Genomic DNA, 15,583 nt, shown 5'->3' on the forward strand with positions numbered 1-15,583 from the left:
TCCCTGCTGCCCGGAAGGAATTACAGCAGCTTCAGCCATAGGTAGAGGATTCGCCTGGTCTAATAGCGAATAGACCTCCGCAAGCTGAACTGCTGATAGCCGCACCCATGTCGCCGTCGCATAGGTTGGCCGTCTTCGGTGACCATGCGGCCTGGTACCCTCGATCCGAGCCCCTTCCAGACCCCCTGCTCCTGCATGGGTTGAGGATACAGGTGATTGGAATTGCTGTTCAGCAGCCGATGATCCCGTTGGCTGGGCCATTCCTGATGGCCTGGGGTCCGCCCGGTTCTCGCGATCAGAACAAGCTGGTGAACCCGAAGTGGACCTTGCCGCCGCGCAGGGCGATGGGATTGCCGAATTGCTGGCCCAGCGCATAGGTGAGCCCGAACAGGCCGGCCTTGGTCTCGAAGGTGGTACCCACGCCGAAGCCGCGCGGATCATCGTTCAGGCGATCGGCGCGCGCGCCATCCTCCCACCAGCCTTGATCGAAGAAGACGAAGAAATTCGCGTTCTCCTCGTACACGAATCGATACTCGATCGTGCCGATCGCGAATGCCGAGGCGAAGATGGAGGCCTCATCGGCGCCACGCACGGTCTTCAGGCCACCGATGCGGTAGAGTTCATTGCGGTACAGGTTGTCGTTCACCATCCATCCGCCTTGCGCAGCGAAGCGCAAGGTGCTGCGGCGTTTGATCGGCAGGTGCGCCACGGCCATGCCTTCCAACTCGAACTGCACGCTGCGCAACGTGGGCGAAGGCACGGCCTCCCCGATCACCGCGGTGGTTGTGCGCTTGCGGCCTACCGAGCCATCGAGCCGGAGGCTGTGGCCGCGCCGTGGATTGAGCCGGTAGTCGAAGCGCTCGCGCGTTACGCCCAGCCCGTAGCTCGTGATGCGCACATCGCCCAGCTCCGCAGCGCTGGCCAGGTTGCGGCCCAAGCGCTCGCTGCTCTTGGTGCCCACGAAGGCGCTCACCTTATCGCCGCGGTTCATCAGGTATTCGAGGGCTCCGCGCGCAGTCACCTCGAGGAATGTGCTGTCGCGCTTGAAGAGCTTCAGGCTGGCGTCGGCGCCGAAAGGGGTATTGAGCGCGAAGGGCAGGTTGAGGCGCACGCGCAGGTCCTGCGTGGCATCGGCCAGGCTGCGCCAGTTGAGGTCGATGGCCTCACCGCGACGGAGCGCGCTGCGCAGCCGCAGGTCGATGTCGCCGGTGAGCTTCACCTTGCCGGTGATGGCGTCGGGCTGCACGCCCAGCACGCCATTCACGGAACTGGCGCGCTTGTCGTCGAGGAAGAGGAAGAGCTTGGTGCGTTCCTCGGCGAATTGCACATAGGGCCTTCCGCGCTGCGCCACGAAGGGCAGTTCGCGCAAGCGGCGCTCGAGCGCGCGGATGAGCGCTTCGTTGTACCGGTCGCCCTCACGGATCCCGATGTGCGACTGCAGGTATCGCGGGCTGATGCGGAGCGTGCCCTTCACCACCACGCTGTCGATGCGAACGGCGCGGCCGCGCTCAAGGCGCACCGTGGCACGCAGGCCATCGGCATCGTGCCGCAGGCTGTCGAGGCGTACCCAGGCGAAGGGGTGGCCATCTTCCTCACAGAGCTTCAGCAACCCTTCGATCAGCTTCTGAATGGCGGACGGCGCCACCGGACGGCCCGTGAACAGTGATTCGCGGAAACGCGCCTGACTGGCGATCTCCAGCGGGATTCCGGCGCCGCTGAGCCTCGCCCACGCGTACGGGCGGCCGGCCTGCAGCGCGCAGAACGTGGTGTCGCCGCGCGCCGAGCAGTTATCGATGCTGGCTTCGAGGTATCCTTTGCCGTGCAGGAAGGCGAGCTGCTGGCTCAACGCGCGCGGCACGGCATCCGCGGCCGTGAGCTCGATTGGACGGATCCACCGCGCGGGCAATGAGTCGTCCGTGCTGAGCACCAAGCGATGGCGCTGCGCCGGGAGCGCTCCGGCGAGCAGGCCAGCGAATGCGAGGAGCAGGAGCCTAAGGGCAATCATCACGTGCGCCAATCGATGGGAGCCTGCCCTTGCGCAGCGAGCAGTTCGTTGGTCTGGCCGAAATGGCCGCATCCGATGAAGCCTCGGTGGGCCGAGAGCGGGGAGGGATGCGGCGCCTTCAGTACATAATGCCGCGAGTTGTCGATCAAGGTTTCTTTCTGCTGGGCGAAGCGGCCCCAGAGCAGGAAGATGAGGCCCTCTCGTTTCGCCGAGAGCTGGGCGATGGCCGCATCGGTGAAGCGCTCCCATCCCTTGCCTTGGTGCGAACCGGCCTCATGCGCCCGCACGGTGAGCGTGGCGTTGAGCAGCAGCACGCCTTGTCGGGCCCATGGGGAGAGGTCGCCGCGAATGGGTGCGGGCAATCCGAGGTCGCGCTTGATCTCCGCGAAGATGTTGGCCAGTGAGGGCGGGAAGGGAACGTCTTCCGGCACGGAAAAGCACAAGCCATGCGCCTGCCCGGGGCCGTGATAAGGGTCCTGGCCTAGGATCACCGCGCGCACCTGCTCGAAGGGGGTGAGGTCGAAGGCCCGGAAGATGTCGCGGCCCTTCGGGTAAACAGTGCATTGCCGACGCTCGGCCAACAGGAACGCTTTCAGGTCGCTGAAGTAGGGCGCGGCGAACTGGTCGGCCAAGGCCAATTGCCAGCTTGCTCCAATATGCGGCGCAGCCGGTGCGTTAGGCGTTGGCAGGTTGTCCATGAACAGATCGCAGGGGTGCTTGTTGAAACATTGTATCAACCGGACCGTTTGAGGGGCTAATTTTGGGCGCGACCCCGCGTTCAAAGGTCCAACCGAAGGACACAAAACTCGCAACGATGAAAAAGGCGCTTCTGGTACTGATGGCCATCGCGATGAGCGGCGCGCTGCTCACCTCCTGCGGCAGCACCCACGGGTGCCCGGCATACGGCAAGGTGGCCCAGCCCGCCGCAGAGCAGCCCTGCTGAGCGGGGCGTTCGCACTCTTGGATCACGAGCCCGGACCACTGGTCCGGGCTTCCCTGTTTTCAGCAGGGCCCTTTCAGACCGGAAGCCGGCACTCATCGATACTTGAATTGAACCGCCTGCTTGATGCCCGGATGCAGGCTGAGGGCCACCGGGCATTCATGGGCAGTGCGCTCCATCAAGGAGCGGTCCTCTTCCGAAAGCCCCTCGCCATCAAGCTCCAGCATGACCTCCACGCTACTCACCCGCCGAGGATCAGCAGCCATGTGCTTCACCACGGAAGCGCTCAGGTTGCTCAGCGCGATGCCCTTCGCCTTGGCCTTGATATCCATGGTGGTGATCATGCAAGCGGCTAACGAGGCGGCCAGCATGTCGGTGGGTGAAATCGCCTCGCCCCGGCCCTGATTGTCAACAGGGGCATCGGTGATGAAGCGCTGCTGGCTGCGCACATGCAGCACCTCCGTGCGCAGTTCGCCGAGGTGGGTGATGCGCGCTGTGGTCATGGGGTCGGTCATGGCAGCCAAGGTATCGGCGGTGGAGGCAGGTGCGGTGCCTTAGCTTTGGGCCATGCCAAGGCTGTTCGCCTTCTTCCTTGTGCTCGTAGCGGCCTCGCCATCGGCCCTGGCCCAGCAGACTATCTATGAGGATGCACGTGTGCCGTTCCGCCGGGAGATGTACGGCGGTGCCCTTCTGCACGGCGATGGCTGGGGATTGCACTTCCACCACGCCAAGTACCGCACCGCTACGGACCGCCGCCTGCTCAGCATCGAGGTGGTGGGCATGAAGCACCCGAAAGAAGTGAAGAGCTTCAACCCGTACTACGAGGATTCGCGCGGCTACTTCTACGGCAAGCTCAATGCGCTCACGATCCTGCGGCCCACCTACGGACGCAAGCTGCAGCTCACGGACAAGATCCGCCGCAGCGGGGTGGAGATCAACTGGGTATGGGGCATCGGTCCTTCCATTGGTCTGCTCAAGCCGGTGTACCTCGAGATCGGCAAGCCCGATGCGATACCGTACGACACTTACGTGATCGAGCGCTACGACCCGGATGCGCACAACGTGCAGAATATCTACGGGCGGGCTTCCTGGCTGAACGGGATCGGCGAGATCAGGCCGTACTTCGGCGGCTTCGGGCGCATGGCGCTTAACTTCGAGTACTCGGGCCGCACCACGGGGATCAAGGCGATCGAGACCGGCGTTGCCCTGGATGCGTATCCGGTTGAGGTGCCCATCATGGCGGAACTGGAAGGCGTGAGCAACAAGCAGTTCTTCTTCCAATTCTACATCGCCGTGCAATTCGGCAAGCGCTTGCTGCAATGAGCGGTAACGTGGCGGAAGTGAAGGAAGGCCCCGGTGCTGAAGGCAAGCGCACGCGCAAGCCCGATTGGCTCCGGGTGAAGCTGCCCACGGGTGAGAACTACCGGCAGGTGGCGGGCATCGTGGGTGAGCACAAGCTGCACACCATCTGCCAGAGCGGCAATTGCCCCAACATGGGTGAGTGCTGGGGCGCCGGCACCGCCACTTTCATGATCCTTGGCAATGTCTGCACGCGAAGCTGCGGCTTCTGCGCGGTGGCCACGGGCAGGCCCGAGCCGGTGGATCCCTTCGAGCCCGCTCGCGTGGCCCGGAGCGTGGAGCTCATGGGCGTGAAGCATTGCGTGATCACCTGCGTTGACCGCGACGACCTCGCCGATGGCGGAGCGGACACTTGGGCGAGGACCATCCGTGCCGTGCGCCGCCGCTCGCCGGAGACCAAGCTGGAGACCCTCATCGGCGATTTCCAAGGGAAGTGGGAGAACCTCGAGGCGGTGCTAGAGGCCAGGCCCGATGTGCTCAGCCACAACATGGAGACCGTGCGCCGCCTCACCAAGCAGGTGCGCGTGCAGGCCAAGTACGACCGCAGCCTCGAAGTGCTCATGCGGGCCAAGCGAGCCGGGCTGCGCACCAAGAGCGGTATCATGCTCGGCTTGGGCGAGACCGATGCGGAGATCCTGGAGACCATGGACGACCTGCGAGCCGTGGAATGCGATGTGATGACCATGGGCCAGTACCTGCAACCCACCGCGAAGCATCTGCCGGTGGCGGAGTTCATCACCCCGGAGCGCTTCGAGCGCTACCGCGTCGAAGGCCTCGCGCGCGGATTCCGGTTCGTGGAGAGCGCGCCGCTGGTGCGCAGCAGCTATCATGCAGAGAAGCATGTGCTGTGAATTGCGGGTTGAGGGTTGGATGTTGAAGGTTGAATGCTGCCTCAACCCTCAACCACGTTCAACCCGCAACCCTCAACCGGTAATAACGAAATGAAAGTAGCGATCAACGGATTCGGTCGCATCGGGCGCGTGTCCGCGCGCCTGCTGCTGCAACGCGGCGACGTGGAGCTTGTGGCCGTGAACGACCTCACGGACACGCGCACGCTCGCGCACCTCTTCAAGTACGACAGCGTGCATGGCGTGTTCAACGGCGAGGTGTCCCACGACCCGGAGAACCTCCTATTGGGCGGCAAGAGGATCAAGGCCTTCGCGGAGAAGGACCCTTCGCGGCTCCCCTGGAAGGACCTGGGCATCGACATCGTGCTGGAGTGCACGGGCCTCTTCCTTTCGAGAGCTGGTGCCGAGCAGCACCTGAAGGCCGGCGCCAGGCGCGTGATCCTCTCCGCCCCGGCCAAGGATGCCGATATCCCCAGTGTGGTGCTCGGAGTGAATGAGCAGGTCCTGAAAGGCGATGAGCCGATCATCTCCAACGCCAGCTGCACCACCAATTGCGCAGCGCCGATGATCATGGGCATCAACGAGCTCTGCGGAATCGAGGACGGCTTCATCACCACCGTGCACAGCTTCACGGGCGATCAGCGCCTGCACGATGCACCGCACAAGGACCTTCGCCGGGCGCGTGCCGCTACGGTGAGCATGGTGCCCACCACCACTGGAGCGGCCAAGGCCATCACGCGCATCTTCCCGGAGCTCGATGGCCGCTTGGGCGGCGGAGGCATCCGTGTGCCCGTGCCCGACGGCTCCATCACCGACATCACCTGCCGCGTGAAGGACCTGAAGAGCGCCGAGGAGATCAATGCGCATTTCAAGTCGCTCGCCGAAGGGAGGCTCAAGGGCATCCTTCGCTACACCGAGGACCCCATCGTGAGCGTGGATATCGTGGGCGACCCGCACAGCTGCATCTTCGACGCGCAGCTCACCAGCGTGGTGGGCAACATGGTGAAGGTGATGGGCTGGTACGACAACGAGTACGGGTACAGCAGCCGTCTGGTGGATCTGATCCGGCGGCTCAGCGCGCTCGGCGCCAGCGCTTAAGTGAACTGCTGTCCCTCGGGCGGGCGACCACGATGGGGGGCATCATCGATGCCGCGAGCGCTCAGCCCTTGCGCGGGCCTTTGCGGTGCGGCTTCGGCTCGTAGTAGCCCTTCTTCGCGAAGCCCCCATCATTCCGCTCCGACGGCCCGCGGTAGCTGCTCTCATGCGGGCGATTGCCGCCGCGATCGTTTCGAGGCCCGTGGTGGGGCCCGCCACGGTGCCCGCCTTGGTGCTGCCGATCGCCTTGCGGGCGCGATGGGCCTGCGCCGGGCCCTTGTGCCTCATCCACGCGCACTTTGCGCCCTTTGTAATTGGCGCCCTTGAAGGCATTGAAGACCTGCTCGAAGTGGTCAGGCTCCACATCGACGAAGGAGTACACATCCTTGATGAGCATGCGCCCGATCACATCGCCCTGCACGCCGCTCACGCCGCACACATAGCCGAGCATCTTGCCCTTGTCGAAGCCGTCGGCGCTGCCCAGGTTGATGAACATCTGCCTGCCGGTGCTGAAGCGCTCGCGCGAGGAGGGGCGCTCGGCGCGTGCCGTGTGGTCCTTGCGGCTCATGTCCACGTTCAGGTCGCCGAGGTCGCGGAACTGCGTGATGAGGCGATTGAAGGCCACGCTCATGAAGCGCTCGATGAGCTCCTCTTTGCTGAATGCGGATAGCTCGCATGGGCCGTGGGCAGGATGGAGGCGAGGGCATCGGTATCCACCTCCACGTTCTTGAGCTTGTGCATGTAGGCCACCACTTGGGCGGTGCCGATATCGCCGCCGCCGGGCACGCGCACATAGGTGAAGTGGGTCTTGAGCGAGCGTTCGAGCTGGCGCACCTTGCTCACGTCGCGCAGGCCGATGATGCTGAGCGAGATGCCGGTCTTGCCCGCCCGTGCGGTGCGGCCGCTGCGGTGGGTGTAGCTCTCGGCTTCGCCGGGCAGGTCGAAGTGGATCACGTGCGTCACCTCGTTCACGTCGATGCCGCGGGCCGCCACGTCCGTGGCGATGAGCAGCTGCAAGGTGCGCGCGCGGTAGCGGCCCATCACATGGTCGCGTTGCGCCTGGCTCAGGTCGCCGTGGATGGCATCGGCGCTGAAGCCGTCCTTGATCAGGGCCGTGGCGAGTTCCTGCGTCTCGTGCTTGGTGCGGCAGAACACGATGGCGAAGAGATCGGGCTCGGCGTCGATGAAGCGCTTGAGCGCGGCGAAACGGTCGCGTGCATGCACCACGCAGTACTGGTGGCGGATGGCCGATGCGGTGGTGTTGCGCTCGCCGATCTGCAGTTCCTGCGTTTCGCGCATGTAGCGCTTGGCGATGTGCCGCACCTCGCTGCCCATGGTGGCGCTGAAGAGCCAGGTGCGCTTGTCGGCGGGCGTGGTCTGCAGGATCTCGGTGAGGTCCTCTTGGAAGCCCATGTTGAGCATCTCATCGGCCTCGTCGAGCACCACGGTCTGCACCCCGCCCAGGTCAACGGCTTGCCGCCCGAGGAGGTCGAGCAGGCGGCCCGGCGTGGCCACTACGATGTTGGCCCCGCGGCTGATCGCGCGCATCTGATCGCGGATGCTGGCCCCGCCGTACACGGCCACGGGTTTCACCCCCGGAAGGAATTGCGCGAAACGCTCCAGGTCGCCGGTGATCTGCACGCAGAGCTCGCGCGTGGGGGCCAGAACGAGGGCCTGAACGCAGCGCTCGCCCGGATCGATGTCCATGAGCAGGGGCAGGCCGAAGGCGCCGGTCTTGCCGGTTCCGGTCTGGGCCAGCACCACCACATCGTTCTCGCTGCCGAGCAGGTGCGGGATGGCCTTCTCCTGAACGGGTGTGGGCTGTTCCCAGCCGAGTTGATGAAGGGAGCGGAGGAGCTCCTCGCGGAGCCCGAGCGAATCGAATGACGGCATGTGCGGTGGTCTTGCGCGCGCCCTGGCGCAACTGGCGCGGTTCGGCGGGAGGGCAGCGAAGGTAGGGGGTGCAGGCTTGGCGGCATCACGCTGGAATGCAGGCCCTTGAGGGGCTTCACAGGCGCTTGCATCGGCCAAGTACCTTCGCCCGGCTCCGTATGAGGGGCGTGTTCAATGAGCGACAAGCAGCATACCCTGAAGGCAAACGCCACGATCAAGGGCGTGGGCCTTCATACCGGCGCACCGGTCATCCTGACCCTAAGGCCGGCTCCCATCGGTCATGGCTACAAGTTCCAGCGCACCGATCTGGAAGGTGAGCCCATCATCGAGGCCGATGCGGAGCTCGTGACCAGCACGGCGCGCGGCACCACCTTGGGTAGGGGCGATGCCGTGGTGAACACCACCGAGCATGTGCTCAGCGCCTGTATGCCTTGAACGTGGACAATTGCCTCCTGCAGCTCTCCGGCCCTGAAGTACCCATCATGGATGGCAGCGCCAAGGCCTTCGTGGACGCCATTGAGGCCGTGGGCCTCGAGGAGCAGGATGCGCCGCGCAATTGGTACGAGCTCAAGGAGCCGATCTGGTTCGAGACCAAGGAGCGCGGCACGGAGATGCTCGGTGTGCCCACGCCGGGAGGAGAGTTCCGCATCACCGTGATGGTTGATTACAACAGCCCTGTGCTCGGCACCCAGCACGCCAGCATGTACCGCGCGGAGGAATTCAAGACCGAGATCGCTCCGTGCCGCACCTTCGTGTTCCTACGTGAACTGGAGCAGCTCGCTAAGGCTGGCCTGATCAAGGGCGGCGATCTGGATAACGCCATTGTGATGGAGGACCGTGAGGGAACCACGAAGGAGCAGCTCATGGAACTGGCGAAGCTCCTGGGCAAGGAGTACCGCGAAGTGGAGATCCGCCGCAACGGGGTGCTCAACACCACCGACCTCAAATTCTACAACGAGCCCGCGCGACACAAGCTGCTCGACATCGTGGGCGACCTGGCGCTGGTGGGCCGGCCCATCAAGGGCCACATCCTCGCGGCACGGCCCGGCCATTTCGGCAACACCAGCTTCGCGAAGCGCATCAAGGAGCTGATCCGCGAAGAAGAGAAGACCGCCGGCGTGCGATTCGATCTCTCAAAGACGGTCTTCGACATCAACGACATCGAGCGGCTGCTCCCGCACCGCTATCCCTTCCTCTTGATCGACCGCATCGTGGCCATGTCGCAGGACACGATCACCGGCTTCAAGAACGTCACCTTCAACGAGCCCTTCTTCACCGGTCACTTCCCGGGGAATCCCGTCATGCCAGGCGTGCTCCAGATCGAGGCGATGGCGCAGGTGGGCGGGATCTTCGCCCTGAGCCAAGTGCCCGATCCGGAGAACTACACCACCTACTTCCTCAAGATTGATAACGTCCGCTATCGGAAGAAGGTGATCCCCGGCGACACGCTTGTGTTCCATCTGGAGCTGCTTACGCCCATCCGCCGCGGCATCGTTCATATGAAAGGCTTGGGCTACGTGAATGGCCAAGTGGTGGTTGAAGCCGAGATGATGGCGCAGGTGGCCCGCGATAAGGCGCCGGCCGCTGCCGCTCCCAAAGCCACCGCGAACGCATGAGCATCTCGCCACTCGCCTCCGTGCATCCCGGCGCCAGGATCGGGAAGGATGTCACCATTGAGCCATTCGCCACGGTCTATGCCGATGTGGCGATCGGCGATGGCACCTGGATCGGCCCCAACGCCGTGCTCATGGACGGCGCGCGCATCGGGAAGAACTGCAGGATCTTCCCCGGCGCCGTGATCGGCGCCATCCCGCAGGACCTGAAATTCGCCGGAGAGGTCACCACGGCCGAAGTGGGCGATGGCACCACCATCCGCGAATGCGTCACCATCAACCGGGGCACGGCCGACCGGCTGAAGACCGCCGTGGGCAGCAATTGCCTGCTGATGGCCTACGTGCACCTGGCGCACGACTGCATCGTGGGCGACCATGTGGTGATCGCCAACAGCGTGAACCTCGCGGGCCATGTGACGATCGACGATTGGGCCATCCTCGAGGGCAATGTGGCCGTGCAGCAATTCATCCACATCGGCGCGCACAGCTTCATCGCCGGCGCCTCGCTGGTGCGCAAGAACGTGCCGCCCTTCGTGAAGGCCGCGCGCGAGCCGCTCAGCTACGTGGGCGTGAACGTGGTGGGTCTTCGCCGCCGCGGCTTCACCGATGAGCAGATCACCCGCATCGAGGACATCTACCGCGAGATCTTCGTGCGCAACAGCAACGTGGAGCGCGCCGTGGTGAACGTGATGCAGGGCATGCCGCGCAGCCACGAGCGCGGTGTGATCCTCGACTTCATCAACAACAGCCCCAAGGGCATCATGCGCGGGCTGGCGGAATAGCCCCGCGATCGGTTCCCGGTTCCGCATGGATCTCCAGCGCCGCCTCACGCTCTACCTCTTCGGCCTCATCATCGGCGGTGCGGCAGCATATTGGTTCTATGGCGAGCGCCTAACCAGCGGCGCCTGGATGCCCGAGGCGAAGCTGAAGCAGCGCCTCGCCAGCACCTTGCTGAAGGCAGCGCCCAGCGCCCAGGCGCAACTCGATGCGCGCAGCATCACATTGGCGGAGATCCGCCATCGCATGGACAGCGCTCGGATCGATTTCAGCGCATCGCACCGTGGCGCCGATAGTTTGATCTATGCAGTTCGAGCTCCTTTCAAAGGCAAGGAGCTGCAGCTCCGCATCAGCGCGCTACGCGATTTCGACCGCGACAGCACGGCCACGCTGCTGGAACTTCGCTAGGCCGGCATTGGCTGTGCGCCGGCGTAATGCGCCTGCACCTCATCGTTGAGCAGCACTACGAGGGTGAAGATGCCCAGCGCCATGCCGATGGGGAAATTGAGGCAGCAGAGACCGGCCACCACCAGCGAGCCAGTGCGGTTGCGGCGCTGCGCGATCCAACGGCCGCTGAGGATGATGAGCACGCCCCACACCTCAATCAGTGCGAAGAGCACCCAGCCGAGGCCTTGGAAGACACCCCCCACGATGGCGGGCGCAGGATCGTTGTGCTCGCCGGCCGCGAGGTCGCTGCTGAGGAAAAGGCCCATGCCCACCAACGCGAGCACGGCGATGCCGCCCACGCAGGTGAGGATGCCATACACGTAGTGCAGCACGGAAAGGGTGGGGAGGTGGCGGGTCATGGTAGGTTGATTGTGGAGCGAACCTAGCTGCCCCGATCAATCAGGGACGCTTTGTTGCATCTGCGGCGATGAGCGTGGATGAGCGGCTGAGGGACTGCGTTCATCATCGGCATCGAGCCCCAAGGTTCATATCCGGTTCGCAATTGGTGCATAACTCGAAGTTCGGTTTCCGGGATCTTGGAGTATAGCTTGTGTGCACCTACCGAGCTATGAGCCGCATGGTGACACTAAATACCCCAGGGCAATCGCTTGTATGCGGGTCAACTGCGGTGTTGTGCGCGGCCTCCGCGAGGCGGCGAGGCGGCGAGGCCGACTGGCCGACTGGCCGACTGGCCGACTGGCCGACTGGCCGACTGGCTTAGATTTTCAACCGACCAAAGTACCGCAAGACCTGCACCTCTGGGTTGCGGTTGCGGGCAGCGCCGTACCTTCTTCGCTTCAAACCACATGGTCATGAAGCACGCCCGCATTTCTCTGCTTACGCTGGTTGTTCTCGCCTTGAGCATTACGCGCTCACAAGCCCAGAACCTGGTGCCGAATGGGAGCTTCGAGGAGTACACTCAATGCCCGGATTTCTGGAACCAGATGAGCCGTGCGACCGGCTGGAGCCGGTTTCACAGATCCCCCGACTATTTCAACGCTTGTCTGGTGAATGGGCTTCCTGGCGGCGGCATGGCTGGGGTACCGGGTAACGTCGCGGGCTGGCAGATTGCTGCAACAGGCCAAGGCTATGCTGGTGGTTACCTCTGGTGCGAACCCGTAGAGGATATCGTCAACATTAGGGAGCATTCCGGAGCAATGCTGGCCGAGCCGCTGCAGATAGGGGTTCCGGTGTATCTGTCATTTAAAGTGTCCGTTGCGGCGAACGGTTCACTTGAGAATGCAAGATGGAGTGCTTCAGGGGCGGGAATGCGATTCTCCATGAATCCGTACCTGCAAGATTGGCCTCCGGTCGTACCCAATGCAGCAGCCATTCACATGGATTTCGTTCCAACGGATACGACAGTCTGGTATGAGGTAACAGGGACCTACGTGCCGGATTCGGCATACCAGTATGTGACCTTGGGCAACTTCTTTGATGATGCCAACACGGCTGTGACACAGATCAATCCGGGAGGCAATCTCGACTGCGCTTATGTTTTCTATGACGATGTGTGCGTCTCGTATGTTGAGAACGGATGCGGATTCCAATCAGGCCTGAGCGAGCCCTTATCCGGTGAGTCGATTCGAGCAACCCTGAGCTTCTCGACTCAAGTTCTGACGCTTGTTTGCACCATGCAATCAGGCGAGCCGCTTTGGCTCAGCCTGCTTGATGTGTTGGGCCGCGCCATCTGGGATGAACGATTGACGCCCGGCTCCGATCCATGGTTGGCGGTGTTACCGAGTGTCACGGATGGAATCTACCAATTGAAGGTTCAGACGATGTCCGGGGATATCGTACCTGTGAAGCTGTTTCGAACACCTTAACACATGAAAGACATGAAAACATTGAGCATTCGACTACAAAGCGCAGCACTCATTTCACTCTTGGGCGCGACCGCTGCAAAAGGCCAGTTCAACACTGGAGGAGGCGGACAGCAATACTTGACGAACCCGAGTGATGGCGTGAATATCGGTTTTGGCATAGCCGCGCCATCGGCCAACCTCACGGTGAACGGCTGGGACCTCACCAGCCAGACCACCAACCAGTTCGACACCTACGGTACATTCACAGCTGCTGGGAGCATCGAGAACGAGACCCGCTGGCGTCTTCACCGCGTCTCTGATGCCAACGGCACACCGCGCGAGATCGGGAGGCTCTACGCCTTGGCAGGAACGGTTGGCGCGCTGAACAATGGCTTCCACATCCGGCAGATGGAGCAGAATGCAGCCCTTTGGCTGCGGAACTTCAGCAACAACGGCATTCGGCTCATCGATGATGTGACCACCACGGTGAATGGCTACACGAACCTGAACGTACGAGCCGGTTATGTCGGGATTGGCCAGATCGTGAACCCGGCAGGCGGCACGAACCTGATGTCCACGATCGGCGCGCCATGGTCCAGGGTGCACTTGGTTCATCCATCGACCCCTGACGCACCGCAGGGCTGGCGCCCGCACATGCGGAACGGCACCGTGATGTCGGGCAACGGCGATCTGGCCTACTTCGGGCAGATGTTCGACATGGGCGCGAACGGGACAGGTGCCGAGGTGGTGGGTAATTCCAATGCCTTGATCGGTTGGGGCAGCGCGGACCTGCCGGTGGGCAGCCATGCCTGGGACAACTGCAGCTTCCGTTTCGGGACCGATCCTGCTGGTGGCATCACAGGCTCAGCGAGCAGCGTGCGCGGATTGGAATTGATGCGATTGCGCCCGTTCCGCTCTGCTGCCAACGCACCACTGGAGGGCTTCGTCGGCTTGGGCGACTGGGCGGCTGGCGCGGACATCCCTCAAGAAAGGCTCGATATCCTCGATGGCCGCGTGCGCATCCGGACGCTTCCCGATGCGGCGAATCAAGCCGATGGCATCTACAAGGTGATGGTGGTTGATGACGCTGCGTCAGGCAATGAGCGCGGCGTGGTGAAGTGGGTGGACCCATCAAGTTTCACCGGTGCCGACTGCGACTGGACGATCGAGAACGACGGGACATCAGGCGGCGCTGTATCACACAACGTGTACACCGCCGTGAATGCGAGCGATGACTGCCCGGACGATGACGACGCGGTAGGCATTGGCGTTGACCTGGCGGTGAATGCCGCTCCAGCCAAGCTCGCGTTGAGCACAGCGGTCTTCAATGCCGCGATGGATGTGCAGCAATCCTCTACTGGCAGTTCATCGGTCGGGGCGCAATTGAATGTTGCAGGTGCAACCTCGGCAACAACTGGCGTGAACATCGCGGTCAGTCAAGGTACGGATACCGGCGCTGACAATCGTGGAGTGTACATCAATGCGATCGGGAGCGGTCTCACGAACAACAATTGGAACTATGGCCTCCGAGCGGACCTTAGCCAGAGCAGCTACCGCACCCGTGGCGTATCGGCATTCACAAGTGGCGCACGCTATACGGGTTATGCCGGATGGTTCGTGGCGGATGATGACGCCCAATGGACCAGCGGGGTGGCGGCGTTCGGTCGTGTCGGCACCATTCGCAGGGGAGTTGAAGGCCATGCTCAAGGCGATGGCGAATTGCAGGTGGGTGTGCATGGATTCAGTTCGCTCGCGCCAGCGACTTGGACCCTGCCGAATGCGAAGTATGTCGGCGTCGCCGGCCAGATCCAGAAGCAGGATGTTGAAGGCGAGCGCTTCTTCGCGGTGTATGGTCATACAGAGGAAGTTGATGCGGATACCTGGGCCGGCTATTTCGACGGCCACGTTCACATCACAGGCGATGCTTCATGCACAGCCATGGCATGGACATCAGACGAGGCCTTGAAGACCGATGTCGAGGATTTAACGCAAGGTCTGGAGATCATCAGCGAATTGCGTCCGACGACCTATCATTTCGACACCGATACCTATGCAGAGATGAACTTACCCGCTGGCAATCAGTTCGGGTTCATTGCGCAGGAGGTGGAGGAAGTGCTGCCAGAACTTGTTGGGCAAACCACCTTCATCGGTCGCATCGATTCGCTCGGGAACGTGATTGCCCCTGACCAGACCGTGAAGACCTTGAACTATGTGGGGCTGATTCCGATCCTGGTAGCTGGCATGCAAGAACAGCAAGCCCAGATCGCCGCGCAGAACGCTACGATAGCTGCCATGCAGCAACAACTCGCCGCCTGCTGCGCCTCACCCACCGATAGCGACCAACGCTCCGGCTCCGCTGTGGATGACGAGAAACTCACCCCCGCCCAAGAGCGCACCCTGCCTGCCGAAGGCACGGTGCTCCGCATCGCGCCAAACCCCTTCACGGATGGCACCACATTGTTCTGCACCTTGGAGCGCGCGGGCCGCATGCAGTTGCTGGCCAACAGCGCCGATGGCCGCAGCCTGCTGGTGCTGAGCGAGGGACAGCGCGAGGCGGGTGAATTCCAGTATGACTGGACCACCGAGAACCTGGCGCCCGGCGTGTATTACATCACCCTCTTGCTCGATGGCGAGCCGGTGGTGAAGCGCGCGGTGAAGGTGGGGCGGTAGCGGTTGAAGGACGCCTGTAATCGGCAGGTTCTGATAGCGGCATTCAAAAGGTCGGAAGGGGAGCGGGTGCAATCGTTCAGCGCCCGCTCCTTTTTTGGATAGTCTGATCGGGTGCGCGCCCGCCCCGTCAC

13 protein-coding genes and 1 pseudogene are annotated in these 15,583 nt (G+C 63.0%); 8 read left to right on the forward strand and 6 right to left on the reverse strand.

Going from position 1 to position 15,583, the window contains the following annotated elements; all coding sequences use genetic code 11:
* Positions 1-295: 295 nt before the first annotated feature.
* The 3 genes from IPM12_08520 to IPM12_08530 all read right to left on the reverse strand — a co-directional run bounded on the left by IPM12_08520 (position 296) and on the right by IPM12_08530 (position 3,448).
* The gene (locus IPM12_08520) at positions 296-2,005 is read right to left on the reverse strand and encodes a BamA/TamA family outer membrane protein (protein MBK9147847.1); all 1,710 of its coding nucleotides are present in this window, start codon (positions 2,003-2,005) and stop codon (positions 296-298) included.
* Positions 2,005-2,703 carry a uracil-DNA glycosylase gene (ung, locus tag IPM12_08525; protein MBK9147848.1) on the reverse strand — a complete coding sequence of 233 codons (699 nt, stop codon included), beginning with the start codon at positions 2,701-2,703 and terminating at the stop codon, positions 2,005-2,007. Before ung ends, IPM12_08520 begins: the two co-directional genes overlap by 1 nt.
* A 337-nt stretch (positions 2,704-3,040) precedes the next feature.
* Positions 3,041-3,448 carry an OsmC family protein gene (locus tag IPM12_08530; protein ID MBK9147849.1) on the reverse strand — a complete coding sequence of 136 codons (408 nt, stop codon included), beginning with the start codon at positions 3,446-3,448 and terminating at the stop codon, positions 3,041-3,043.
* Positions 3,449-3,512: 64 nt separating this feature from the next.
* Here IPM12_08530 and IPM12_08535 point away from each other — a divergent pair, with 64 nt between their 5' ends.
* The 3 genes from IPM12_08535 to gap all read left to right on the forward strand — a co-directional run bounded on the left by IPM12_08535 (position 3,513) and on the right by gap (position 6,250).
* Entirely contained in the window at positions 3,513-4,268 is a 756-nt protein-coding gene (locus IPM12_08535) for a hypothetical protein (protein ID MBK9147850.1), read from the forward strand.
* Positions 4,265-5,155, forward strand: coding sequence for a lipoyl synthase (gene lipA, locus IPM12_08540; GenBank protein ID MBK9147851.1), 891 nt, complete (start codon positions 4,265-4,267; stop codon positions 5,153-5,155). Before IPM12_08535 ends, lipA begins: the two co-directional genes overlap by 4 nt.
* 90 nt (positions 5,156-5,245) lie before the next feature.
* The gene (gene gap, locus IPM12_08545; protein ID MBK9147852.1) at positions 5,246-6,250 is read left to right on the forward strand and encodes a type I glyceraldehyde-3-phosphate dehydrogenase; all 1,005 of its coding nucleotides are present in this window, start codon (positions 5,246-5,248) and stop codon (positions 6,248-6,250) included.
* A 61-nt stretch (positions 6,251-6,311) separates the two neighbouring features.
* Here the strand turns inward: gap and IPM12_08550 are convergent, their stop codons facing one another.
* Complete coding sequence (locus IPM12_08550) at positions 6,312-6,878, reverse strand: DbpA RNA binding domain-containing protein (protein MBK9147853.1); 567 nt, start codon at positions 6,876-6,878, stop codon at positions 6,312-6,314.
* On the reverse strand, positions 6,875-8,140 hold the full coding sequence (locus IPM12_08555; protein MBK9147854.1) for a DEAD/DEAH box helicase: 1,266 nt from the start codon (positions 8,138-8,140) through the stop codon (positions 6,875-6,877). Before IPM12_08555 ends, IPM12_08550 begins: the two co-directional genes overlap by 4 nt.
* 174 nt (positions 8,141-8,314) lie before the next feature.
* Here IPM12_08555 and IPM12_08560 point away from each other — a divergent pair.
* The 3 genes and pseudogenes from IPM12_08560 to IPM12_08570 all read left to right on the forward strand — a co-directional run bounded on the left by IPM12_08560 (position 8,315) and on the right by IPM12_08570 (position 10,938).
* A pseudogene (locus IPM12_08560) lies at positions 8,315-9,756 on the forward strand (bifunctional UDP-3-O-[3-hydroxymyristoyl] N-acetylglucosamine deacetylase/3-hydroxyacyl-ACP dehydratase).
* On the forward strand, positions 9,753-10,535 hold the full coding sequence (lpxA, locus tag IPM12_08565; protein ID MBK9147855.1) for an acyl-ACP--UDP-N-acetylglucosamine O-acyltransferase: 783 nt from the start codon (positions 9,753-9,755) through the stop codon (positions 10,533-10,535). The pseudogene IPM12_08560 and the gene lpxA overlap by 4 nt, the downstream one beginning before the upstream one ends.
* A 25-nt stretch (positions 10,536-10,560) precedes the next feature.
* Positions 10,561-10,938 carry a hypothetical protein gene (locus IPM12_08570; GenBank protein MBK9147856.1) on the forward strand — a complete coding sequence of 126 codons (378 nt, stop codon included), beginning with the start codon at positions 10,561-10,563 and terminating at the stop codon, positions 10,936-10,938.
* On the opposite strand, the gene IPM12_08575 is transcribed toward IPM12_08570, so the two are convergent.
* The gene (locus IPM12_08575) at positions 10,935-11,336 is read right to left on the reverse strand and encodes a hypothetical protein (protein MBK9147857.1); all 402 of its coding nucleotides are present in this window, start codon (positions 11,334-11,336) and stop codon (positions 10,935-10,937) included. The genes IPM12_08570 and IPM12_08575 overlap by 4 nt on opposite strands.
* A gap of 453 nt (positions 11,337-11,789) precedes the next feature.
* Here IPM12_08575 and IPM12_08580 point away from each other — a divergent pair, with 453 nt between their 5' ends.
* Entirely contained in the window at positions 11,790-12,803 is a 1,014-nt protein-coding gene (locus IPM12_08580; protein ID MBK9147858.1) for a hypothetical protein, read from the forward strand.
* Positions 12,804-12,806: 3 nt separating this feature from the next.
* Positions 12,807-15,452, forward strand: a complete 2,646-nt coding sequence (locus IPM12_08585; protein ID MBK9147859.1) for a tail fiber domain-containing protein — start codon at positions 12,807-12,809, stop codon at positions 15,450-15,452.
* The last annotated feature ends 131 nt before the right edge of the window (positions 15,453-15,583 follow it).

This window comes from Flavobacteriales bacterium, assembly GCA_016716605.1.
Taxonomy (GTDB): Bacteria; Bacteroidota; Bacteroidia; order Flavobacteriales_F; family PHOS-HE28; genus PHOS-HE28.